The following is a 21518-nucleotide window of genomic DNA, read 5'->3' on the forward strand; positions in this document are numbered from 1 at the left end:
AAGCTGTGGTTGAGCCGGGCTCAGTCCGAGCTTCGGCCCGTCCTGTTGCCCCGGAAATCAGTCTGCTAGGGGTGATGCCCGGAGGTATTGATTCCGCGCGCGGCGGTTAGTAGTTCCATCGCCTTCTAACCGCGTCCAGGACCTGGCTCGTTTCCCGACCGGACGTGACGACTGCTACTTCTCCAGCTCGATCCGTGTCTCCGTGCACTGGTATCCGGCACGGTTGAAGGCCAAAGCCATAGGCGTGTTCACGGCATCGGTGGTGCCCGTGATGCACAGGGCCCCCTCACGGACGTGGAAGTGGGTGATGTAGGCGAGGAGGTCGTTCACATATCCATGCCCCCGGTGTTCAGGCAGGATCGCGAGATATCCGACGTTGCGGTTGGTCGGGGTCGCGGATGGGATAGCGACGCCGACAACGTTGCCTGCCAGGTCGTAGGCGACGCGCCACCAGTCGCGGTCGCCAGGACAGGAACGGTAGTAGTCAACCTCACCCCGGGCCAAGGTCAGGGGATCCGTAACCGCCAGCTCGCGGCGAGTCATGACGTCCAGTGATCCCTGCGCGGCTCGGGCGAACATCTCGACGAAGGTGCTGTCGTCTGCAGGCTCGAAGCGCAAGCGGTGCGGCTCGGGAGGCATCGAGGAGCCTGCGTCCCACTGAAACTGGCGGCGTTCGTTGGAGCGGGCGAGTCCTCCGGCTGCAGCTGCCGCGGTTTTCACCGCGACATCGCGTCGAATGAGCTCATCATCGCGCCAGGTCGTCGGGATGCGCATCGTGTGCTGCAGTGGCACGTCGACTCCGGCGTCAGCGAGCAAGGCGTGGCCACGAGTCAGGAGATCGTTGAGGATCGTCGTCGCCTCGGGGTGGTCGCAGCGTGCGTCCCACACGTCGAGAGCTATCGGGGTTTGACCGTCTCGGCTCCACCACATCGCGCGTCCAACGATCATGTCGTCGTCGAGCGCGAGGACCGACCACTCTGGGCGTAGGCGCTTCGCGCCAATTTCAGCCTCGATCTCGACGGGCGTCATGCCCACACCCGGAACGGTGGGCATGACCGCGGCATCGAGGAGCGAGGGTGCGGTGGGTTGCATGAATCTCATGGCCACATAGTTCAAGTAGTTTCAACCAATCACAGGAGTCAGGAGTTTGATTCGGTCCGTGACTGGGAGGATTCAGAACCACCACGCGTGTCCGTGACCGGATCGTCGGTCGAGTCCACGTAGGCGTCCTCGATCTCCGCGTCCTCGTCGCGCAGTGATTCACGGCGGATCTTGGGAGACCGGGAGATCCGGCGGTGGAAGTCCTGAGAGGCCGCGATGTGCAGCTTGGGGAAGAAGATGTAGCACACCGCAAAAGCGATGATGATCGCCGCGGCACCGGCGAACAGGATGCCGAGGCGCAGGTACAGTCCCGCCACGAAAACGACGACGAGCAGACCCAGACGCAGGACGGAGTACTTCAGGAAGTTCACCCGAGCAGTCTAGAGCCGGTACCTGAAGGCGAGCCGGAGGCCCTGTGCCGAACCGGTCAGGCGTCACCCACCGTCCGCAACGGCCAACGGTCCTGCCACGCCTGCGGATCCTGCGCCAGGAGAGAGACCTCTTCCGGGAAATGCCCGGTCAGCACGTCCTCGATGCTGACCTCGTCCAGCACCCGCCGCAACGCCGCCCGAACAGCGACCCAGACCACCGGGAGATGCGCAGCGGGACCGGAGTAGGTCGTGTCCGAAGGGCGCATGCCGCGGACACCCGTGAGCGGTCCGTCCATGGTGCGAATGACTCCGCCGATCATGATCTGGTCGGCCGCGACGGCCAGACGGTAGCCGCCCGCGGCACCGCGCTTGCTGCTCACCAGTCCCCCACGGCGCAGCTGGCCCATGATCACTTCCAAGAACTTGGCGGGCAGTTCCTGCCGCCGTGCAAGTTCCGCCGCCGGGACCGCGTCCGTACCCGCTTGATGAGCTTCCGCGAGCATCAGCAGCGCTCGAATCGCGTATTCCGATCGCGCTGAAATCTCCATGTGACGATTGTTTCACGATCTTTGACTCCCCCCTGGTGCCGCTGAAAAGCTCCACTTCACCGAATCCCGATCGAAGTGATGGGAATTGTCGGGAACCCACTCCATTCGTGACGTAGGAGGTGCCCTGTGCGCACATTGATCTTGATCGCCTTGGTCGGTCTTGCCGCGCAACTCGTGGACGGCGGCTTGGGCATGGCCTACGGCGTGACCACGTCAACGCTCCTGCTGGCCGTCGGAGCCAACCCTGCGGCGGCGTCGGCCACGGTGCACCTCGCCGAGGTGGGAACCACTCTGGCCTCCGGTTTGTCGCACTGGAAGTTCGGCAACGTGGACTGGCGCGTGGTGGCCAAGATCGGCATCCCCGGGGCCGTGGGTGGCTTCCTGGGTGCAACGGCCCTGTCGAGCGTCGACGCGTCCGTGGCCCGGCCCGTCATGAGCACCGTCCTGCTGGTGCTGGGGATCTACATCGTCTACCGCTTCACGTTCCGTGGGCTGCGGAAGGAGCGGCTGGGACACAAGATCCCCGCCAAGTTCTTGTCCCCGCTGGGGTTGTTCGCCGGCTTCATCGACGCCACCGGCGGTGGGGGCTGGGGCCCAGTGGGCACCCCCGCCCTGCTCGCCGACGGCAGGCTGGAACCACGCAAGGTGGTGGGCTCGGTCAACACCGCCGAGTTCATGGTGACGGTGGCTGCCTCCCTGGGCTTCCTGCTCCATCTGGGTGGGCAAGGCATTGAGTTCGCCTGGGTCGCAGCGCTGCTGCTGGGTGGCGTGATCGCGGCCCCCATTGCTGCCGCTGTCGTTCGTCACGTTCCCGCCCGCGTACTAGGGCCTGCCGTGGGTGGTCTGATCGTGTTGACCAACCTGCGCACGGTGCTCTCTGTCGAGGCGCTGCAGGTACCCGAGCCCCTGGGTCGGGCCCTGCTGCTCCTGGTGGTTGCCGGGTGGATCGCAGCCGTGGTCCACACCACCCGCCTGCACCGCGCCGAGCGTAATGCAGTGAGCACCCCCAGGACGGCGGAGGAGCCGGAACACCTTCCCGTTGCGTGACCCATATGCTGGATACATGATCCGAGCAATTGCAATCATCGGCGCCGCGGCGCTGGCGGTCGGCGTGATCATCTATTCGTTCTTCGACTGCTTGCGGTCGGACCCCCGTGACATCCGGGGCATCGGTCGGGGTCCCTGGATCGCAGTCATCCTTCTGCTCCCCGTCATCGGCGGCATCCTGTGGCTGGCCTTCGGCCGTCCCCGCTACACCTCAGCCGGATCCGAACCGGCCCGTGGGCGCGGGCCCGACGACGACCCCGCGTTCCTCCGGGAGATCGACGAGAAGCGTCGGGCGCAACGCGCAGAAGCTGAACTGGCCGAGTGGGAACGTCAACAACGTGGTGTCCGGGATCCGAACGGCGCACCGTCCTCCGAGAACCCCGAGACGGGCCCCGACACCGACGGTGGCCCTGACGGGCCCGATGACCATGACCCGCGATCCGACCGGGACGACAATCACGAATAGGGTGTCCCCTCGTGAACCCACCCCATAGCCTGGAAATGCGGAGACGCCTGGAAGGGACTACAGAGAAGCAGGTTCGCCATGACACGCACGTACGTCATCACCGGGTCGGGCTCAGGGATCGGAGCGGCTACAGCGGCCCTCGCGCGCGACGCCGGTGCCACCGTCGTCGGGGTCGATCTGAAGAACGCCGAGGTCACGGCTGACCTCTCCACCGCCGACGGGCGTCGTACGGCAGCCACGGCCGCCGTCGAAGCGCCCGGGGGCGCGGTGGACGCGGTGATCGCCTGCGCCGGGATTTCAGCACCCACACCGGTCACCGCGGGCCGCCGTCGTCTCGTCGATGTCGTCCCTGCAGCCCAACGCTCCGCATCTGGTCGACGCTTTGTTGTCCGGCACCGAAGCCGAGGCGATGGAGATCGCGGAACAGCTGTCCATGGATGCTCAGACCGGCAACCTGATCTACGCGTCGAGCAAGAGGGCGATCTCCCGGTGGGTCAGGATGCGTTCGGTCTCCCCCGAATGGGCAGGGGCGGGGATTCCGCTCAACGCCGTCGCCCCGGGGATCGTGACCACCCCCATGACCTCCGATCTGCTGAGCACACCGGAATCCGTGGCTTTCCTGGACGCCGTGGTGCCCATGCCGTTGAACTACCACCAGCCGCCGGAGTCGATCGCCAACCTGCTGATCTGGCTCACCTCACCGCAGAACACGCACTGCGCGGGTCAGACGATTTACTGCGACGGCGGCAGTGACGTCGTGCTGCGCGGCGAGGACGCGTGGGGTTGGGCGGATGCCCGCGTGGGCGAGTACTTCCAGCGGATCGCGTCCGTCAGCCCCGCAGCCGAGGAGGACACGGCACCGTAGGACTCAGCACGCCGTGGTGAGCACGCTGTGCGGCTCACAGCCCCGCGTAGGAGTGCAGGCCATCGAACAGCGTGTTCACCACGAAGTAGTTGAACAGGATGCAGAGGAAGCCGACGATCGACAGCCAGGCCGAGCGGTTTCCGGTCCAGCCGCGGGTGGCGCGCGCGTGCAGGTAGGCCGCGTAGACCACCCAAATCACGAACGTCCACACTTCCTTGGGGTCCCAGCCCCAGTAACGGCCCCAGGCGTCGCGGGCCCAGATGGCCCCGGCTGCCAGGGTGAAGGTCCAGAACACGAACCCCACGCTGTTGAGCCGGTAGGAGAAGTTCTCCAGCGCCTGGGCTGAGGGCACGAGCTTGAGGAACGCCCAGCCGTTGCCCTCCCCCGCGAGGATGCGCCGTTCCCGGCGGTCCTGGAGCAGCTGGAGAACGGCCAGGGCGAAGGTGATGGCGAAGATCCCTGATGCGGCCACGGCGATCGACACGTGGATGATCAGCCAGTAGGACTGCAGGGCCGGCTGCAACGGGGACACCGGCATGGGGTAGGCGATCGTCGCGGCCGTCAGGAGCAGGGTGACTAGCCCGGAGATCAGCACCCCGACGAAGCGGAGGTCCTTGAGGGCCAGCATGATCAGGTACACCGCGGTGATGAGCAGAGCGCCGCTGGTGGTGTATTCGTACATGTTGGACCACGGCACCCGGTGGGCCGCAATGGCCCGCATGATGACCGCAGCCAGGTGCACCCCGAAGGCCAGAACCATGAGGACCACGGCCACGCGGGCTGCGGGGCGACGCTCGTCGGCGTCGGAGTACGCCATGGAGGAACTGGCCACTTGGCCTCTGAGCGCGTCGGCCGTGTTGGAACGCCACCCGGCGCGTGAACCGGAGCCCGCGTCATTCCGGTCGTCGCGGGGCTGCGTTCCCCTGGCGGCCGCGCCGTCCTTGTCCCACTCGTCGGCCTCCGTTCCACCCGCGGAACCACCGGCGGTGGCACCCACAAGGGCTTCGGAACGACGGGCGGGGGCGCTGTCCCGCTGTTCGGCCTCCTTGAGCGTCTTCGAGTGGGCCGCCATGTCCCAGGCAAAGGCGATGAAGACGAACATGTAGGCGATCGCGGCCAGGAGCATGAACAGCTCGGACCACGTACCCAAGGCGGTGTTGACGGAGCTCATGGCGGTCATTCTCTCACTTTCACGCGGTCACCGGGCCCGGTGCCGACGATCATTCGGCGGCAGCGGGCTGACGTGCGGCGGCAGTGGTGACGGCCTCTGAGTCGCGCACACCGATCTGCTCCCACTCCCCCGTGAACAGATCCGCCAAGGCGTTGTCCTCGGCGACCAGCCGCGGGTCCTCGCCGCGGGCCAGCAGACCGTACTGCAGGAGCACGCGGGGGCCGTCGGCGGTCTCGACCGTGTTGACCCGGACCCAGGCACGGCGTCGCACGATGAACAGGGACATGATCAGACCCAGGAAGGCCAGGCAGAAGGAGATGAAAACGCCACGGGTTCCGGGGTCGTAGTTCAGATCGAGTCCCACGTAGCGCACGGTGTCCAGGTATTCGACGGTTCCCAGGCCGTTGGGCAGTTCCGCCTTGGGGTTGGACTCGGACAACGTGATCGGCCCGCCCTCGGTCATGGGAGAGGCCACCTCGTCCAGGTTGTTGACGTCCAGGACGTAGACGTTCTGCGGGGTCCCGTCGTCCAGGCCGAGGTCGCCGCTGTAGACGGAAAGCACCAGGGCAGGGTTCCCCAGATCGGGGTCCGCGGAGGTCAACTGGCCGGTCTCCTCGTCCGTCCACGCCGTCGGGAGGAAGGTTCCGGAGAAGCCGAGCTGCTCGGGTTCGGCGTCCGGGACCTTGAGCGTGAACGCGGAGATGTTGGAGGTGTCCTCGGGGACCGTGACCACGGGGCCCTCGTAGGCCACGTTGCCCTCCCCGTCGGTCACGCGCACCACCGGCGAGTAACCGTTGCCGATCAGGTAGGCATTCACGCCGTCGATCTCCACGGGCCTGTTGACGCTGAGCACTTCCTGCCGCGCCCGTTCACCGGGCGAGTCCGTGATGGAGACGTCGGCCTCGTAGTGCAACGGCACCCCGAAGTTCTCGGGGTCCGTGGTGTCCCTGTTGTACTCGACGTTGAAGTCATCCACCCGAATGGTGAACGGCTCCAGCCAGTCCGCGTTGTAGTTCGATCCCGGGGTAAAGGAGTCGTAGCTGATCAGGGAGTTGGCGAAGGTGTCCCCCACGGTCAGGATCTTCTGACCCTTGAACCCGAACATGGACCCATAGGCCGCGAACACCAAGATCCCCACCAAGGCCAGGTGGAAGAGGATGTTGCCGACCTCCTTCCACATGCCCCGTTCGGCCCCGACCGACGGCGCCGTGGTCCCCAGGTCCCGCACGTGGACCCGGTACCGACGCTTCTTCAGGATCTGGGCGGCACGTTCGATGACTTCTTCGGGATCGGGTGCCGGGGCCCCGTCACGGCCGCCGAGTTCCAGGGAGCGAGAGACGGGAAGTCGCTGCAGCCGAGCCGGAGTCCGCGGCGGCTCCGCGCGCCAGGCCTGCCAGTGCTTACGGGCCCGGGGGATCACACACCCCACCAGGGAGATGAACAGGAGCAGGTAGATCGCGGAGAACCAGACGGAGGAGAAGACGTCGAAGAACTGGAGCTTGTCCAGGATCGGGCCGGTGGTCGGATTGGCTTCGATGTACGCATTGACCGCGCTGGGGTCCTGGACGCGCTGCGGGAAGACCGAGCCCGGCACCGCTGCGACGGCGAGCAACAGGAGCAGGAAGAGCGCCGTGTTCATGCGGGTCAGCTGGGACCACGCCCAGCGCAGCATGCCCCACACACCCAGTGCGGGGACGGCCACCTCCGACGATGCCTTCTGCTTGTCTTTTCGTCTCACGTCACTCCTGCGCGCCATCAACGCGTTGCTCCGTTCGTGGGCCGGTCTCCCAGGGGCTTGTTACTCGGGGTTTGTTGCTGCGGGTCCGCATCAGATCACCGGCACGAAGTCTTGCACCAACTCGGACTGGAACCAGGACACGAACTGCGTCCACACCCCGGTCATGAGCAGGAGCCCGATCACGATCAGCATGAAACCACCGATCCGCTGCAGCAGCAGTCGGTGCTTGCGCAGATAGGACAGGACCCCCATGCCACGCCGGAAGGCCAGGGCCATCAGCAGGAAGGGGACACCCAGCCCCACGCAGTAGGCCAGGGTCAACACGGTGGCCTTGCCGACGGAGGCGCCGCCGCTGTAGGCCAGCATCTGCACCGCGGCAAAGGTCGGTCCGATGCACGGGGCCCAGCCCAGACCGAACGTGACCCCGAGCAGCGGGGCACCCCACAGGCCGGGCGGCGGTTTCCGGTGGATCTTGCGTTCCCGCTGCAGCATTCCCACGCCGCCCATGAACACCACGCCCATGAGCACGACCAGGGCGCCCAGAAGGACCATGATCCAGTTCTGTCCCCGCAGCCACGGCAACGCACCCAGTTGGGCGAGCACCACGGACATGAGCACGAACACCGCCGTGAACCCGGCGATGAACAGTGCGACGCCGGTAAACATCCGCCCGCGCTTCTGCTCCTGCAGGTCCACGCCCGTCAGCCCCGTGACGTACCCCAGGTACCCGGGAACCAAGGGCAGGACGCACGGCGAGGCGAAGGAGACCAGCCCGGCCAGCAGTGCCACGGGGAAGGCGACCCACAGGGACCCGTCCAGGACCAAGGCGGCGAAGTGGTTGCCTTCGATCACGCCTTCACCACGTCGTCCAGCAAGGCCTTCAGGATGGACGGCTCTGCGATGCCCAGGATGCGGGAGGCCACCCGCCCTTCCGAGTCCAGGACCACCGTGGTGGGAACGGCCTGGGGCGGGACGAACTCCGAGAGGGCGAGCAGGACGCCGCCGTCGCGGTCCTCGAAGGAGGCGTACGGGATCTCGAATGTGCGCTCGAATGCCTCGGCCGTGGCCTTCTCGTCACGGACGTTGACTCCGTAGAACGCCACCTGGTCCTTGCGCTCCCCGGCCATCTCCACCAGATCGGGAGCCTCTTTGCGGCAGGGGGCGCACCCGGCGTACCAGAAGTTCAGCAGGGCCGGTTTGCCGCGCAGGGACTCGGAGCTGACTTCCGTGCCGTCGAAGAGCTTGCCGCTGAACTCCACGGGCTCACCGCGCTCCGACTCGGCGTACTCCGTCACGGATCCGTCCCCGGCGATGTACCCGGTGTCTCCCCCGGCGTTGGCCTGCTCGGCCAGCGACTCCTCCTGCGGCCCGCAGGCTGCCAGGACCAGGGCGCTCAGTCCGGCTCCGGAGGCCGCCAGAACCGCTCTACGCGACAGGGCGCGGGGCGCGCGGGAGTCATCCGTGGGAGGGGTTGTCGGACGGGTCACTGAGAAATCACCTGGTGAATCGACGGACGACGCGGCGTCGGCCGCACGTGGACGGGAGGTTACTTGCGTGAATCGCGGCAGGGGCATCATAACCCGGGAAGCTGGTTGACCCCTGGGTACAGGTGCGCGGCGGGCTCGCTGTAGACCACCCGCGGACGCAGCCCCGCGTTGACGTCGTCGAACACGAGGGAGGTCAAGGAGGCCAGATTGCACTCGCGGGCCCGGGGGTCGTGCGGCAGGAACTTGCCCTCCGCCGAACGGCGCGCCATCCAGATGGGCAGCTGATGCGACACCAGTACCGCCTCGGCACCGTCGCCGCCGATTTCCACGGCACGGCGACCGGCGTCGACGACGACGTCGGCCATGCGCGCCACCTGTTGCCGGTACGGCTCGCCCCAGGACGGGCGGAACGGGTTGATCATGTGGGGCCAGTGCGACATCTTGGAGAGCTGACCGCGATCCACGTGCAGCCCCTCGAAGTGGTTGCGCGGTTCGATCAGGCGTTCGTCGGGATGGACCTCGAGGTCCAGCGCAGAGGCCACCGGGGCGGCCGTTTCCAGCGTCCGGGTCAGCGGTGATGAGGCCAGGTACACCAGGCGGGCGCCGTGCTCACGGCGTTGTGCCAGCGCGGCGGCTGCTTCCTCCGCCATCTTGTGCCCCAGTTCCGAGAGGTGGAACTCCGGCAGACGTCCGTAGACGATGCGGTCCGGGTTGTGCACCTGCCCGTGGCGCAGGAGATGCACGGTCACGGAGGCGGCCGATGCGGGAGTCGGGTTCGCTGAAGGCATGTGGGCCATTGTCCCAGACACGGCCCGGCTGCCCGAATCCGGCCCGGACGGGGCCAGCTGCCCCTGGACGTATCGTGGGTCACATGACTGATACCTACGCCAAGTACCAGCGCCTGAGCGGATCCCGCTGGGGGAAGCGGCTCTTCAGCCTGGCCTATGCCCAGTTCGCCCCGTATTTCTGGACGGTCCGACCCAACGTGCGTGAAGTCCGACCGAACTACGCGGAGCTCAGCATCCGAAAGCGCCGGGCGGTGCACAACCACATCGGGACCTTCCACGTGATCGCGGTGGCCAACGGGTTGGAGGCGGCGATGGGACTGCTGGCCGAGGCAACCGTGCCCGATCACAAACGCTGGATCCCCCGCGGCATGGAACTCACCTACCCGGCTAAAGCGACCACGGACCTGCTGTGCGTGGCCGAATCCGATCCCGCCGCCTGGGAGGTCGGCGGAGACGTGCCCGTAAGGGTGCGGGCGTTGCGCACGGACGGCACGGTGGTGGTCGAAGGCACGATCATGCTGTACGTTTCGGACAAGCCGAAGAAGTGAGCGAGCGGGCGGGTCGGCCCTGTGTGGATCGGCCCCGTGTGGATCAGCGCTGAGTGGATCAGTGCAGGGCTTCGTCAGCCCCGGTCGGATGACCCGGGTGCGATGTCGGTCTCCCCGCCCGTGCGCTCGCGCAGCAACCGGGTCAGGCGGCGCGGGTCGATCTGCCAGAAGTCCCGCTGCACGCCGTCGACCAGCAGTACCGGGACCTCCACGGACCACCGGTCACGTTCAGGACCCTCCGGTACCTCCGCGAGCGGCAGTTCCGCCCAGTCGATGCCGAACGGTTCGGCCACGCGCTCCACGACCCGCAAGCCCTCCGCGCACAGGTGACACCCCGGCGTCGTGACGACCTGAACGGGGACGGAACCGATGGGCGACGGGCTGGCCGGCTGAGGAGCGGAGGTCATGGCGAGAATCCTAGTGAAGCGGATCGGTCGGCCTGAACAGCAAAGCCGCGGGCGGTGCCTCCCATGTAGGAGGCACCGCCCGCGGCTTTGACCGGGATCAACCGGGGGTGCGCGGGTCCGGATCGGCCCGCGCCCAAGATCACTTCTTGTTGCGGCGCTGGTGGCGGGTCTTGCGAAGCAGCTTGCGGTGCTTCTTCTTGGACATACGCTTGCGGCGCTTCTTGATGACGGAGCCCATAGACGTTCCTCACTTGTGTCTCGACGGCCCGGTCCTCATGCACTGTCACGTGCGGACTCGCGGCCCTGAAGGAACCGGAGATTGTGGAAGACCGAGTGGAACCGGAGCGCACCACGTGCGCATCCGAAAATTGGTTCCCCGGAAGTCTACCCGTTCCGGTTCCCGTGGCGTTATTCGAGTGCCATGGCTCGCTTCGCAGCACCCGTCACACCCGCTCGAAGCGACGTCACCCGGTGCGGCGTTCGTGCCCCTCGGGACCGAAGCTCTCGGGCACGTCGTCATCGCCCGATGCGTCGCCGTCCACGGCCTCCGGGTCATCGGCGCTGTCCACGGAATGCCCGGAATTCCGGGCCACCTGCATGGCCACCGCTTCCTTGACCGGGGTGTGCTCCGCGGTCGCGGGCACGGCGTCGTCGTTGCCGTGGGACCACACGCGGCCCGAGGCCACCGGGCCGGTCATGGGGCCGGTCGCCTCCGCGGGCTCTTCGCGCGGACCACGCTCCGGGTCCACCCCGGCCTCCACGTACTGGTACTCGATGTGTTCCTCGACCAACCGAGCGGCCAGCGTGTTGTCCCCAGCCAACACGGCGGAGAAGATGGCCTGGTGCTCGGCCCGGATCCGGTCCACGGTCTTGGACCACAGCGGCACGTGGCCCACCAAGGCCATCGTGTACTCGTAGATCGAGTCGCGCAGCGCCGACATCAACGCGGCCACCAGAGTGTTGTCCGAAGACTTCACCAATGCGATGTGGAAGCTCACGTACAGGTGGTGGAACTCCTTGAGAGAGATGTCATCGCGGCCCATCTCCCGCAGCAGGGTCCGCAGTTCGCCCATCGCGGGCGAGCGGTTGTCCGCATTGGTCAGCGCCCAGGTCTCCAGCAGCACCCGCGTCTGGACGATGTCACGCAGCGGGTAGTCCGCCGTGGCCATGTGCAACTGCAGTGCGGGGCCGGCCGAGGCCGCGGGCTCCCGGACGAGCATGGGCAGGATGGTCTTGCGGCTGCCTTCGTACAGCCGCAAGACACCCTGCGCCTCGAGGATCTTGAGTGCCTCACGCATGGTGCCGCGATGGACCCCCAGAACGGATGCGAGATCCCTGTCGGACGGGAGTTGCTGACCCAGTACCAGGTTCCCGTCGAACAGTTCGTTCTCCAACCATTGGAGGACTCGTCTATGCGTGGCCATGCTCTTTACCCTACGTGTATCCGCGAACTCAGATGACGCCTTGAGCGAGCATCGCGTCCGCCACCTTGATGAATCCGGAAATATTCGCTCCCGCAACGTAGTTGCCCGGCAGTCCGTACTCCTCCGCGTTCTCCGCGCAGGTGTCGTGGATTCCACGCATGATCTCGCGCAGGCGGTCGTAGGTGTAGTCGAAGGACCACGAGTCACGCGAGGCGTTCTGCTGCATCTCGAGCGCCGAGGTGGCCACACCACCCGCGTTGGCGGCCTTGCCCGGGGCGAAGAGCACATCTGCACTCTGGAAGAGACGGGTGGCCTCCGCGGTGGTGGGCATGTTGGCGCCCTCGGCCACGGCCACCACGCCGTTGCTCAGCAACGCCTTGGCGTCCTTGCCGTGCAGTTCGTTCTGGGTGGCGCACGGGAGCGCGACGTCGGCCTTGATGTCCCACACGGAGCCCTTGCCGACGGGGATGAACTTGACGGAGTCCCCGCGACGCTGGGCGTATTCGCTGATGCGGGCGCGTTCGACGTCCTTGACCTGCTTGAGCAGATCCAAGTCGATGCCGTTGGGGTCGTGGATGTAGCCGCTGGAGTCGGAGGCCGTGACGACCTTCGCCCCGAACCGCTGGGCCAGTTCGGTGGCGTAGATCGCCACGTTGCCGGAACCGGAGACGGAGACGGTCTTGCCGTCCAGGTCGTCATTGCGCGAGGCGAGCATGTCCTGGACGAACATCACCGCGCCGTAGCCGGTGGCTTCCGTACGGACGAGCGACCCCCCCCAGGACAGGCCCTTGCCCGTGAGCACACCGGATTCGTAGCGGTTGGTGATGCGCTTGTACTGGCCGAACAAGAAGCCGATCTCCCGGCCACCCACGCCGATGTCACCCGCGGGAACGTCGGTGTACTCACCGATGTGTCGGTAGAGCTCGGTCATGAAGGACTGGCAGAAGCGCATGACCTCCTCGTCCGAACGCCCCGCCGGGTTGAAGTCCGAACCACCCTTGCCGCCGCCGATCGGCATGCCGGTCAAGGAGTTCTTGAAGATCTGTTCGAAGCCCAGGAACTTGATGATGCCCAGGTACACGGACGGGTGGAACCGCAAGCCGCCCTTGTACGGGCCCAAAGCGGAGTTGAACTCGACCCGGAAACCACGGTTGATCTGCACCTTCCCCTGGTCGTCGACCCACGGGACACGGAAGATGATCTGCCGTTCCGGCTCACAGATCCGCTCGATCACGGAGGCTTCCAGCAGCTCGGGGCGGCGGGCGATCACGGGACCGAGGGACTCCAGGACCTCGTCGACGGCCTGGATGAACTCCTTTTCACCGGGGTTGCGCATGACCACGGCATCGCGCACGGGCTGCAGTTTTTCGTCCACCTCAAGCACCTCTCATCGGGTTGTGTCCTGCACGGGGCGTCAAGCAGCCACCGCAGGTTCGGGTCCAACACACGAGTGTGTCAGACTCCGAGGCCTCACGGGCACCGTGAGCAGATGGTTACCGACGACGACGTCTGAAGACGTTCGACAGGAAACCCCCGCGGGAGGCCTCTGCTTTCGTCTGCACCGGTGCGCCGGCGGAGGCGAGTTCCACCTCGGCCGCGACCGGATCGACGACCTCTCCCGTTCGCACCCCGGCTTCGGACCCGACGACGACGCGCGGCGCGTCCGGCGTCGTCGTACCGGTCGTGGCCGTCGGAGCCTTGCCGCTCAGGGTCGAGAGCCACTGAAGGGCCGGTTCGAGGCCTTCAGGACACAGGGTGTAGAACCTCTTCTGCCCCTCGGCACGTTGTTCGACCACCGCGGCCTCCCGGAGGATGCGCAGGTGCTTGGACACCGTGGGTTGGGAGACGCCGACCTGGTCCACCAGATCACCGACCGGTCGCTCACCGTCCCGCAGGGCTTCCAGGATGGCGCGACGGGTGGGGTCGGCAAGAACCGAGAAGACGTCCTGAATCATTCGACCGACAATAGCCACTGGATCGACGCGGGACGCGTTACTCAGGGGCTCAGTCGTACCAGGGGTCCAGACCCCACTGGGGAAAGACCTCCCTGCGAGTGGCCATGATCACGCGGTCCGTGTCGTCGTCGGGGTCGAATCCGACCTCCCACGAGCGCCACCAGAGATCGACCTTGTCCCCCATGTACTCCCGCGGATTGCCCCCGTAGGTGTCCTTGACGTAGTCCCGCCAAGAGGCCGGGATCGGGGTGGTCACGGGCAGAGGCTTTCCGCTGGCGACGGCCACAAGGTGGGACCAGGACCGGGGAACGACGTCGTAGCAGTCGTAACCGCCCCCGCCCGTGGCGATCCAGCGTCCTTCACAGAACCGGTCGGCCATCTGCGCCACGTGCATCATGATTTCGCGCTGCCCGTCGATACTCACCCGAAGGTGGGTCAAGGGATCGGAGAGGTGGGAATCGCACCCGTGCTGGGACACGATCACCTCCGGGCGGAACTGCTCCACCAGGGACGGAACCACCGCGTGGTAGGCACGCAGCCACTGGGCGTCCTCGGCGGTGGGTGGCATGGCGATGTTCACGGCCGTTCCCATGGCTTCGCCGCTGCCGATCTCGTTGGCGAACCCGGTGCCGGGGAACAGGGTGATGCCCGATTCGTGGATCGAGATGGTCATGACGTCGGGGTTGTCGTAGAAGATCGACTGGGTGCCGTCCCCGTGGTGACCGTCGACGTCCAGGTACAACACCCTCTTGACCCCGTTGTCGAGCAGGTGCTGGATGGCCACCGCACAGTCGTTGTAGACGCAGAAGCCGCTGGCCTTGTCCGCGAACGCGTGGTGCATGCCCCCGCCGAAGTTCACGACACGGACAGCCGTACCGTCCAGGATCGCCTGGGCGGCTTGGAACGATCCCCCGGCCAACCTGGCGGAGGCCTCGTGAATTCCCGCATACCCCGGGGTGTCCTCCGTGCCCAGACCGCTCTCCGGATGCGAGACGGTGGGATCCGCGCTGATCGCACGCACGGCCTGGACGTAGTCATGGGTGTGAGCCAGTTCAAGGTGGGCGTCTGCGGCCACCTCCGGAACCTCGACGGTCACGGACTCCCGCTTGTCCAACCCGTACTCCTGCACCAACCGCCAGGTGGCATCCAGACGCGACGGATGCATGGGGTGGTAGGAGCCGAAGTCGTAGTTCAGCAGCTGTGGGCTCCAGAAGAGCCGGGTGGGGCGCGGGGCTACTGTTGGCTGGGTCACAGAACTTATTGAACCACCGACACCTGACAAACCGTGACGGGCCGCTGAATCGTGACGGACGCCTCGGCATCGAGAACTTTTGGTCCCGAAACGGGAAACGAATGGAGAGAATCGAGTAATGAGTTCGATGGCGTCATACTGACACCCGAACTCACACACCCATTCATGGGCGGCTGAGTACCGGCCACACATGTCACACTCCAGGAGATCACGTGCCGCAGACACTCGGGGCCCGCGTCCCAGCGGCCGAACGGACGCGAATGCGCGCCACCCTGGGTGGTACCCGTGACCTGATCGACCGCGTCGCCCAGACCTCACCCGCGCGGCTCGCGGTCCTGGTCTTCGCCGCCGTGGTCGTCGTCTTCACGCTCCTGTTGTGGTCCCCCATCTCCTCCCAGGACGGCAGGTCGACCACCCTGATCGACGCCCTGTTCACGGCAACCTCCGCCGTGACCGTCACGGGTCTCACCGTGGTGCCCACCGCCGACCACTGGTCGATGGCGGGCCAAGTGATCATTCTTTTCGCCATCCAGATCGGCGGCCTGGGCACTCTGACCATGACCTCCATCCTGGCCATGGCCATCGGCCGACAACGGGGCCTGCGGTCCAAGCTCATCACCCAGGAGGCCCTCAACGTCGGCCGCCTGGGTGAGGTCGGCTCGCTGCTGCGCACCGTGGCGATCACGTCAGTGGTCATCGAAGGCACCCTGGCCATCATCCTGACCGTGGGCTTCCTGCTGGCGGGCGAACCCCCGCACACCGCCTTGTGGCACGGGGTGTTCTACTCCATCTCCGCATTCAACAACGGCGGGTTCACACCGCACTCGGACGGGTTGGTCCCGTACTTCGACACCGCGGCCCACACCTGGTTGATCCTGTTCCCCATCACCCTGGGGGTGCTGCTGGGCTCCCTGGGCTTCCCCGTGATCCTGGTTCTGCGTCAGGTCGGATGGTTCAAGTTCTCCCGCTGGAACCTCAACACCAAGCTCACCGTGGTCACCACCTTCGCCCTCCTGCTGCTCGGATGGGTGCTGTGGTCCGCTTTCGAATGGAACAACGCGGCCTCAGTGGGTGCCGAGAACCCGCTGAGCAAGACGTTCCACGGGTTCTTCGCCTCGACCATGATGCGATCCGGCGGATTCAACCTGGTGGACATGAACGAACTCGAGCCGATCACACTGCTCATGACGGACGCGCTCATGTTCGCCGGCGGTGCCCCCGCCTCGACCGGCGGCGGCATCAAGGTGACCACACTCGCCGTCGTCGTCCTGGCCATCCTGGCCGAAGCGCGCGGCGACCGGCATGTCATTGCGTTCCACCGTTCCGTGCCGGAGGACGTGCTGCGGATCGCGATCTCCGTCATCGCCATGGGTGCGACGATCGTCCTGGTCGCCACCGGCGCCGTGGTCGCGATTTCCGGTGCTTCCCTGGACCGTGCGCTGTTCGAGGTGATCTCCGCTTACGCGACCTGCGGCCTGTCCGTGGGGCTGTCCGGGGAACTGAGCGAGGTCGGCAAGTCGGTCATCGTGGTCGTCATGCTGGTCGGACGTATCGGAACCACCACCGTGGCCACCGCCCTGGCACTAAGGTCCAGGCGGAGGCTGTATCAGTACCCGGAAGAGAGGCCCATCATTGGCTGAGCGTCACAACAAGTCCCACGACGTCCCCGTCCTGGTCATCGGGATGGGTCGCTTCGGGACGGCCACTGCCCTGCAGTTGGTCACGCAGGGGCGAGAGGTCATGGGCGTCGAACGCGATGCCACCCTGGTCCAACAACTCGCCGGGCACATGACGCACATCGTCCAGGCCGAGGCCACGGACATCGAGGCGCTGCGCCAACTCGGTGCCGCGGAGTTCCGCCACGCCGTGGTGGGCGTCGGCACCTCGGTGGAGTCCTCCGTGCTCATCACGGCCAATCTCGTGGACCTGGGGATCGAACGGATCTGGGCCAAGGCGATCAGCAAGTCCCACGGCAAGATCCTCTCGCGTATCGGCGCCCATCACGTGATCTTCCCGGAGGCCGACGCCGGCCGCCGCACCGCTCACCTGGTATCCGGGCGACTGTTGGACTACATGGAGTTCGACGACGATTTCGCCATCGTCAAGATGCACCCGCCGCGGGAGACCCAGGGCTTCACGCTCGCGGAATCGGACATCCGCGCCAAGTACGGCGTGACCGTCGTGGGTGTGAAAACCCCGGGTGAGGACTTCAGCTACGCCACACCAGAGACCACCGTGACCTCCAGGGACACGTTGATCGTGGCCGGGCACGTGCAACTCATCGAACGCTTCGCCGCCCGCCCGTAGCGTTCCGCCCTCCATCTCGCCCTCACCCTTGCGCCGAGTTCGGGGTTGTTCCGCCTATTTGAGCGAATAGGCGGAACAACCCCGAACTCGGCGCAGTAGATTGGGGGCAGGGGTTCTGGATCGGGGGGTGGTGAACATGGCGCGGAGATGGCGGCGGTGGGCGGTTGTCACGACGGCGGTGGTCGGGGTGCTTGCGGTGGTGGCTCTGAATTGGGGTCGGATTCGCGAGGCGGTGAACGACCGTGCCGCGAGCAGCGCGGTGAGCGAGGCCGCACGCAGCCCGGAAGCTGCGGAGAGCGCCATGGATCCGGCGCCGGTTCCTGAGATCGGCGAGCTCACCGTCACCGGGGAGCAATCCCTGGGCGAGCGCAGCACGCGCTATCGGGTGGAGACCGACCTGATCCCGGCAGAGGAAACCGACGGTGGACAACCTTCCGTGGTGGTGACCCTCCCCGAGGACTACGACGAATCCCGCGACTACCCCGTCTTGTACTTGCTGGCCGGCACCGCAGAAGGCGAGACCCCTGCAAAGTGGGTGGACAAGGCAGCCGTGGAGGACGCCACGGCCGACCTGGACGCCATCGTGGTGTCCGTGGACGACGGCTCGTACGGCTGGTACTCGGACTGGACCGTCCCGGGTGATTCCGCGCGCGCCTGGCGATCTTTCCACCTGGAGCAGGTGGTCCCCTGGGTCGATTCGACCTTCCCCACGATCGACGACCCGCAGTCCCGCGCGATCGCCGGGGCGTCGGCGGGCGGATTCGGCGCCATGACCTATGCCGAGCAACGTCCGGATCTCTTCGGATCTGCCGCCTCGTTCTCCGGCCTGCTGTCCTTCGACGCCCAAGCAGACCGGGAGTTGGTCATGGGTGAGGTCTACGGGTTGACCGGTTCGGCGCACGATCTTTTCGGCAACGGCGAGCGCACCACCCAGGCGGACTGGGCGGCCAACGACCCGTCCAAACACACGGAAGCCTTGAAAGGGACGCCGGTGCGGGTCTACACGGGATCGGCCGACGACTTCGAGTCCCGGTTGGCCAGCACCTCGGAGACCTTCGCCCGCGCGGCCGAGGACTCGGGGGCGGAGGTCACCGTGACGACCTACGGCGACCTCAACGACGCCGGGGCCGAGACTCCCGCGGGAACCTGCGGCGAGGGGCACGAGTGGACCTGCTGGTCCATGGCGCTCAAAGACTGGGCATCCGACCTGCAGGCGCAGTTCGACCCAGAATGAGCGTTCCGGGGCGCCGAGACCTCCGTCAAAGCCCTGAATCCTGGTGAAGATGGGCTCTCACGGAGGTCTCGGCGCGAAGACACAAGCGGGTCAGCCGCAGAACTCCTCTTCCATCTGGTCGCCGCGGTTTGCGGAGGCGGCCGCGGCGTCGGCCACCAGTTGCTCCACTCCCCCGTCCAGGAACGTGTTGATCGCCCGCTCCGTGGTTCCGTTGGGGCTGGTCACGGCCTTGCGCAAGGCCTCGGCGTCGGCGTCGTCCGGAGAGAGCAGCACACCGGCACCGCTCACGGTCTCCTTGGCCAGCACGCGCGCGACCTCCGGATCCAGTCCCAGCTTCTCCCCTGCCTTCTGCATCATTTCCGCAAGCAGGAAGACGTAGGCGGGTCCGGACCCGGAAACGCCCGTGACGGCGCGCACCTGGTTCTCCGGCACCTCGACCACCGTCCCCACCTGCGCGAGCACCTCCCGAACGATCGCCAGTTGCTCAGGGGTGGTGTGGTGACCACCGGTCACGGACACGACACCGCGCCCCACCGACGACGGCGTGTTCGGCATGCTGCGCACGGTCGGCTGCCCGTCCGCAAGGTGCTCGGCCATGGCGTCCAGGGTGATCCCCGCGGCCACGGAGACCACGACGGTCTGCGGATCCAGCGCTTCCCGGATCTCGTCGCACAGCTCGAGGATCGCGTACGGCTTGACTCCCAACAGGACCAGATCGGCACCGTCGACGGCCCGAGCGTTGGCGTCGGCGTCAGCTTCCGAGGACAGGACCTGAACGCCCGTTTCCTCGGCCAGGCAGCGGGCCGAGTCCGCCGACCGTGTGGTGGCCCGTACCCGGTCGGCAGGCACACCCGAGGCCAGGACTCCGCGCAGGATGGACCCGTTCATGGACCCGGTCCCCAGGAAGGCGATCACGGGGGCGGTGTTCTGGGGCATGGGGATTCCTCTCATGAACGACGTCGTACAGATCTCACGCTCGGTTCAGCGTGTGCCTTCCTTGGTATCAGGCACCGAGCCCGGGGCGGAAATGCCCGCGGGCGAACGCGAGAGACTCGGCAAGCATGGACGCGCGTTCATCCTCGTCCTTGGCCGAACGCGTGTTGACCTCCACCCCGATCACCCCGTCCCACCCGTGATCGGCCAGAAAGTTCAGGGACTCGGCCACGGGTTGCTGCCCGTGGCCGGGGAGCAAGTGTTCGTCGGAGGTTCCGCCGTCGTTGCCGTCGGTCAAGTGGATGTGGCCCAGCCGCGGTCGCAGTTCCCGGATGGCTTCCAAGGAGTTGACCTGGGCGATCGAGGCATGCGAGAAGTCCCACGTGACCCAGTCGTAGTCGAAGTTCCGGGGGTCCCAGTGCGGGCGGTACATCTGCAGTTCCTTGCCAGCCAGGCGCCACGGGTACATGTTCTCCACGGCGATCTTCACGCCGGTCATCTCGGAGAGCGCCCGAACCCCCTCCACGAAGGACTTCCCGTACTTGGGTTGCCAGGCAAAAGGCGGGTGCGCGACGACGACCTCGGCCCCGGTCTGCTCGACCATCTTGGCGGCCATCTGGATCTTGGTCCAGGGCCGACCCCACACCTGCTGCGTGAAGAACAACGTGGGGGCGTGGATCGCCGAGATCGGCACCTGGTACTGCTGGGAGGCGTCCAACAGTTCGTGGGTCAACTGGGTCATGCGCTGGTGGGTGACCAGCACCTCGACCGAGTCGTAGCCCAGCTCGGAGGCCACCCGGAAGGTTTCGGGTGGATCGGCCAGGAACAGGCAGCTGGTGGAGAGCGCCACGTGCTGACGTGGCGCGCCCCCGTCGGATTCGGGCATCTCAGGCATTCCTTCCCACGATGTCCGCCGGTCGGTTCCGGGCGGCTTCCGGGTCCACGTTGAGGCGGTCCAGACGGCGCAGGATCACACCTTCACGCAGGGCCCAGGGACAGATCTGCACGGTGTCCACGCCCAGCATGGTCATCGCGGTCTCGGCCACCACGCCCGCGGCCAGCATCTGTGCTGCCCGGCTCTCGGAGACGCCGGGCAATTCGGCGCGTTCGTCGGCCGTCATGGCCTCCATCCGCCGGGTCCACAGGCGCAGGTCCTCCAGGTGCATGGGGCGCGGAACGTACGGGCCCTGGTCCTTGGGCGCGGCCCCGCAGATCCGGGCCAGGGACCGGAAGGACTTGGAGGTGCCCACGGTCAGGTTGGGTTCGCCGACGGCCTTGACGGTCTCCACCGCGGGGGTGAGCAACCGGTTGACGTGCTGGCGCAGACGTTTGGTCTCGGAGGGCAGTGCGGCCTGACCGTGGATGAACCGACGGGTCAACCGGGCCGCCCCCAAGGGGACGGAGACCGCCGCGGTGGGCAGTCCGTTGTCGCCGATGGCCATTTCAAAGGAACCACCGCCGATGTCTAGGTCCAGGATCCGGCCGGCACTCCACCCGAACCAGCGGCGGACCGCCGAGAAGGTGACCGCGGCTTCCTGGTCGCCGGAGATCTCGATGAGGTTCACCCCGGAACGGGACTTGACGTGCTCGAGAACCGCATCCCCGTTGCCCGCCTCCCGGATGGCCGAGGTGGCAAAGGCAAGGAGGTCGTCGGCGTCGTTGTCCGCGGCGAAGTCGCGGGCCTCGGTCACGAAGTCCGTCAGGACGTCCCGGCCCCGTTCGCTGATGTTCCCGGCCGCGTCCACGTACTGGACCAGGCGCAGATCGGTCTTGTGCGAGGCGTAGGGCACGGGTTGGGCGCCCGGATACGCGTCGAGCAACAAGAGATGCACCGTGTTGGACCCGACGTCCAGGACTCCCAGCCGCATACCTGTGA

24 protein-coding genes are annotated in these 21518 nt (G+C 66.6%); 7 read left to right on the top strand and 17 right to left on the bottom strand.

The window, feature by feature from the left end; translation table 11 throughout:
* Positions 1 to 174 precede the first annotated feature (174 nt).
* The 3 genes from EDL96_RS13310 to EDL96_RS00195 are packed head-to-tail and all read right to left on the bottom strand — an operon-like array spanning position 175 to position 2020.
* The gene (locus EDL96_RS13310; RefSeq protein ID WP_233568593.1) at positions 175 to 1107 is read right to left on the bottom strand and encodes a GNAT family N-acetyltransferase; all 933 of its coding nucleotides are present in this window, start codon (positions 1105 to 1107) and stop codon (positions 175 to 177) included.
* Between the two features lie 32 nt (positions 1108 to 1139).
* Positions 1140 to 1472 (bottom strand): DUF4229 domain-containing protein, encoded by a 333-nt coding sequence (locus EDL96_RS00190; protein WP_123823457.1) that lies wholly within the window; start codon positions 1470 to 1472, stop codon positions 1140 to 1142.
* Positions 1473 to 1528: 56 nt separating this feature from the next.
* Entirely contained in the window at positions 1529 to 2020 is a 492-nt protein-coding gene (locus EDL96_RS00195; protein WP_123823458.1) for an RrF2 family transcriptional regulator, read from the bottom strand.
* 126 nt (positions 2021 to 2146) lie between these two features.
* On the opposite strand from EDL96_RS00195, the gene EDL96_RS00200 reads away from it, so the two are divergent.
* From EDL96_RS00200 to EDL96_RS00210, 3 genes are all read left to right on the top strand, one after another.
* Entirely contained in the window at positions 2147 to 3067 is a 921-nt protein-coding gene (locus EDL96_RS00200) for a sulfite exporter TauE/SafE family protein (protein WP_123823459.1), read from the top strand.
* A 16-nt stretch (positions 3068 to 3083) separates the two neighbouring features.
* A complete protein-coding gene (locus tag EDL96_RS00205; protein WP_123823460.1) occupies positions 3084 to 3533 on the top strand; it encodes a PLD nuclease N-terminal domain-containing protein in 450 nt (149 codons plus the stop codon).
* A gap of 340 nt (positions 3534 to 3873) precedes the next feature.
* Positions 3874 to 4398 (top strand): SDR family oxidoreductase, encoded by a 525-nt coding sequence (locus tag EDL96_RS00210; protein WP_325049514.1) that lies wholly within the window; start codon positions 3874 to 3876, stop codon positions 4396 to 4398.
* 34 nt (positions 4399 to 4432) lie between these two features.
* On the opposite strand, the gene ccsB is transcribed toward EDL96_RS00210, so the two are convergent.
* From ccsB to EDL96_RS00235, 5 genes are all read right to left on the bottom strand, one after another.
* A complete protein-coding gene (ccsB, locus tag EDL96_RS00215; protein ID WP_233568567.1) occupies positions 4433 to 5569 on the bottom strand; it encodes a c-type cytochrome biogenesis protein CcsB in 1137 nt (378 codons plus the stop codon).
* A 49-nt stretch (positions 5570 to 5618) separates the two neighbouring features.
* On the bottom strand, positions 5619 to 7307 hold the full coding sequence (gene resB, locus EDL96_RS00220) for a cytochrome c biogenesis protein ResB (protein WP_233568568.1): 1689 nt from the start codon (positions 7305 to 7307) through the stop codon (positions 5619 to 5621).
* A gap of 90 nt (positions 7308 to 7397) precedes the next feature.
* Positions 7398 to 8156, bottom strand: a complete 759-nt coding sequence (locus EDL96_RS00225) for a cytochrome c biogenesis CcdA family protein (protein WP_123823681.1) — start codon at positions 8154 to 8156, stop codon at positions 7398 to 7400.
* Complete coding sequence (locus tag EDL96_RS00230; protein ID WP_233568569.1) at positions 8156 to 8794, bottom strand: TlpA family protein disulfide reductase; 639 nt, start codon at positions 8792 to 8794, stop codon at positions 8156 to 8158. Before EDL96_RS00230 ends, EDL96_RS00225 begins: the two co-directional genes overlap by 1 nt.
* A gap of 86 nt (positions 8795 to 8880) precedes the next feature.
* Positions 8881 to 9582, bottom strand: coding sequence for a histidine phosphatase family protein (locus EDL96_RS00235; RefSeq protein WP_123823463.1), 702 nt, complete (start codon positions 9580 to 9582; stop codon positions 8881 to 8883).
* A gap of 83 nt (positions 9583 to 9665) precedes the next feature.
* On the opposite strand from EDL96_RS00235, the gene EDL96_RS00240 reads away from it, so the two are divergent.
* On the top strand, positions 9666 to 10130 hold the full coding sequence (locus EDL96_RS00240) for a hotdog fold domain-containing protein (RefSeq protein WP_123823464.1): 465 nt from the start codon (positions 9666 to 9668) through the stop codon (positions 10128 to 10130).
* 74 nt (positions 10131 to 10204) lie between these two features.
* Here EDL96_RS00240 and EDL96_RS00245 read toward each other — a convergent pair whose 3' ends face one another.
* From EDL96_RS00245 to EDL96_RS00270, 6 genes are all read right to left on the bottom strand, one after another.
* Positions 10205 to 10537 (bottom strand): glutaredoxin family protein, encoded by a 333-nt coding sequence (locus EDL96_RS00245; RefSeq protein WP_123823465.1) that lies wholly within the window; start codon positions 10535 to 10537, stop codon positions 10205 to 10207.
* A gap of 139 nt (positions 10538 to 10676) precedes the next feature.
* Positions 10677 to 10775 carry a 30S ribosomal protein bS22 gene (locus EDL96_RS00250; protein ID WP_005504750.1) on the bottom strand — a complete coding sequence of 33 codons (99 nt, stop codon included), beginning with the start codon at positions 10773 to 10775 and terminating at the stop codon, positions 10677 to 10679.
* A gap of 226 nt (positions 10776 to 11001) precedes the next feature.
* The gene (locus tag EDL96_RS00255) at positions 11002 to 11961 is read right to left on the bottom strand and encodes a FadR/GntR family transcriptional regulator (protein ID WP_123823466.1); all 960 of its coding nucleotides are present in this window, start codon (positions 11959 to 11961) and stop codon (positions 11002 to 11004) included.
* Positions 11962 to 11989: 28 nt separating this feature from the next.
* The gene (gene gdhA, locus EDL96_RS00260; RefSeq protein ID WP_123823467.1) at positions 11990 to 13336 is read right to left on the bottom strand and encodes an NADP-specific glutamate dehydrogenase; all 1347 of its coding nucleotides are present in this window, start codon (positions 13334 to 13336) and stop codon (positions 11990 to 11992) included.
* 118 nt (positions 13337 to 13454) lie between these two features.
* A complete protein-coding gene (locus EDL96_RS00265; RefSeq protein ID WP_123823468.1) occupies positions 13455 to 13916 on the bottom strand; it encodes an ArsR/SmtB family transcription factor in 462 nt (153 codons plus the stop codon).
* Positions 13917 to 13965: 49 nt separating this feature from the next.
* Positions 13966 to 15177, bottom strand: a complete 1212-nt coding sequence (locus tag EDL96_RS00270; RefSeq protein WP_233568594.1) for an acetoin utilization protein AcuC — start codon at positions 15175 to 15177, stop codon at positions 13966 to 13968.
* A gap of 251 nt (positions 15178 to 15428) precedes the next feature.
* Here EDL96_RS00270 and EDL96_RS00275 point away from each other — a divergent pair, with 251 nt between their 5' ends.
* The 3 genes from EDL96_RS00275 (at position 15429) to EDL96_RS00285 (ending at position 18709) form a co-directional block, all read left to right on the top strand.
* Positions 15429 to 16808: a TrkH family potassium uptake protein gene (locus EDL96_RS00275; RefSeq protein ID WP_123823683.1), complete on the top strand. Its 1380-nt coding sequence runs from the start codon at positions 15429 to 15431 to the stop codon at positions 16806 to 16808.
* On the top strand, positions 16801 to 17475 hold the full coding sequence (locus EDL96_RS00280; RefSeq protein ID WP_267900131.1) for a potassium channel family protein: 675 nt from the start codon (positions 16801 to 16803) through the stop codon (positions 17473 to 17475). The genes EDL96_RS00275 and EDL96_RS00280 overlap by 8 nt, the downstream gene beginning before the upstream one ends.
* 259 nt (positions 17476 to 17734) lie before the next feature.
* Positions 17735 to 18709, top strand: coding sequence for an alpha/beta hydrolase (locus EDL96_RS00285; RefSeq protein WP_158609442.1), 975 nt, complete (start codon positions 17735 to 17737; stop codon positions 18707 to 18709).
* Between the two features lie 90 nt (positions 18710 to 18799).
* On the opposite strand, the gene proC is transcribed toward EDL96_RS00285, so the two are convergent.
* From proC to EDL96_RS00300, 3 genes are all read right to left on the bottom strand, one after another.
* Positions 18800 to 19645, bottom strand: a complete 846-nt coding sequence (proC, locus tag EDL96_RS00290) for a pyrroline-5-carboxylate reductase (protein WP_123823471.1) — start codon at positions 19643 to 19645, stop codon at positions 18800 to 18802.
* A gap of 67 nt (positions 19646 to 19712) precedes the next feature.
* Complete coding sequence (locus tag EDL96_RS00295; RefSeq protein ID WP_123823472.1) at positions 19713 to 20528, bottom strand: sugar phosphate isomerase/epimerase family protein; 816 nt, start codon at positions 20526 to 20528, stop codon at positions 19713 to 19715.
* Between the two features lies 1 nt (position 20529).
* On the bottom strand, positions 20530 to 21510 hold the full coding sequence (locus tag EDL96_RS00300) for a Ppx/GppA phosphatase family protein (RefSeq protein WP_123823473.1): 981 nt from the start codon (positions 21508 to 21510) through the stop codon (positions 20530 to 20532).
* Positions 21511 to 21518 lie beyond the last annotated feature (8 nt).

It is taken from the genome of Kocuria soli (assembly GCF_003797835.1).
GTDB classification, from domain to species: Bacteria; Actinomycetota; Actinomycetes; order Actinomycetales; family Micrococcaceae; genus Kocuria; species Kocuria soli.

Excerpts from the sequence above, each read along its gene's own strand:
- EDL96_RS00275 (WP_123823683.1), top strand. The coding sequence starts at position 15,429 with ATGCGCGCCACCCTGGGTGGTACCCGTGACCTGATCGACCGCGTCGCC.
- EDL96_RS00300 (WP_123823473.1), bottom strand. The coding sequence starts at position 21,510 with ATGCGGCTGGGAGTCCTGGACGTCGGGTCCAACACGGTGCATCTCTTG.
- EDL96_RS00195 (WP_123823458.1), bottom strand. The coding sequence starts at position 2,020 with ATGGAGATTTCAGCGCGATCGGAATACGCGATTCGAGCGCTGCTGATG.
- EDL96_RS00250 (WP_005504750.1), bottom strand. The coding sequence starts at position 10,775 with ATGGGCTCCGTCATCAAGAAGCGCCGCAAGCGTATGTCCAAGAAGAAG.
- EDL96_RS00235 (WP_123823463.1), bottom strand. The coding sequence starts at position 9,582 with ATGCCTTCAGCGAACCCGACTCCCGCATCGGCCGCCTCCGTGACCGTG.
- ccsB (WP_233568567.1), bottom strand. The coding sequence starts at position 5,569 with ATGAGCTCCGTCAACACCGCCTTGGGTACGTGGTCCGAGCTGTTCATG.
- EDL96_RS00295 (WP_123823472.1), bottom strand. The coding sequence starts at position 20,528 with ATGCCCGAATCCGACGGGGGCGCGCCACGTCAGCACGTGGCGCTCTCC.
- proC (WP_123823471.1), bottom strand. The coding sequence starts at position 19,645 with ATGCCCCAGAACACCGCCCCCGTGATCGCCTTCCTGGGGACCGGGTCC.
- EDL96_RS00245 (WP_123823465.1), bottom strand. The coding sequence starts at position 10,537 with ATGACCTCCGCTCCTCAGCCGGCCAGCCCGTCGCCCATCGGTTCCGTC.
- EDL96_RS00255 (WP_123823466.1), bottom strand. The coding sequence starts at position 11,961 with ATGGCCACGCATAGACGAGTCCTCCAATGGTTGGAGAACGAACTGTTC.
- EDL96_RS00210 (WP_325049514.1), top strand. The coding sequence starts at position 3,874 with ATGTCGTCCCTGCAGCCCAACGCTCCGCATCTGGTCGACGCTTTGTTG.
- EDL96_RS00205 (WP_123823460.1), top strand. The coding sequence starts at position 3,084 with ATGATCCGAGCAATTGCAATCATCGGCGCCGCGGCGCTGGCGGTCGGC.
- EDL96_RS00265 (WP_123823468.1), bottom strand. The coding sequence starts at position 13,916 with ATGATTCAGGACGTCTTCTCGGTTCTTGCCGACCCCACCCGTCGCGCC.
- EDL96_RS00240 (WP_123823464.1), top strand. The coding sequence starts at position 9,666 with ATGACTGATACCTACGCCAAGTACCAGCGCCTGAGCGGATCCCGCTGG.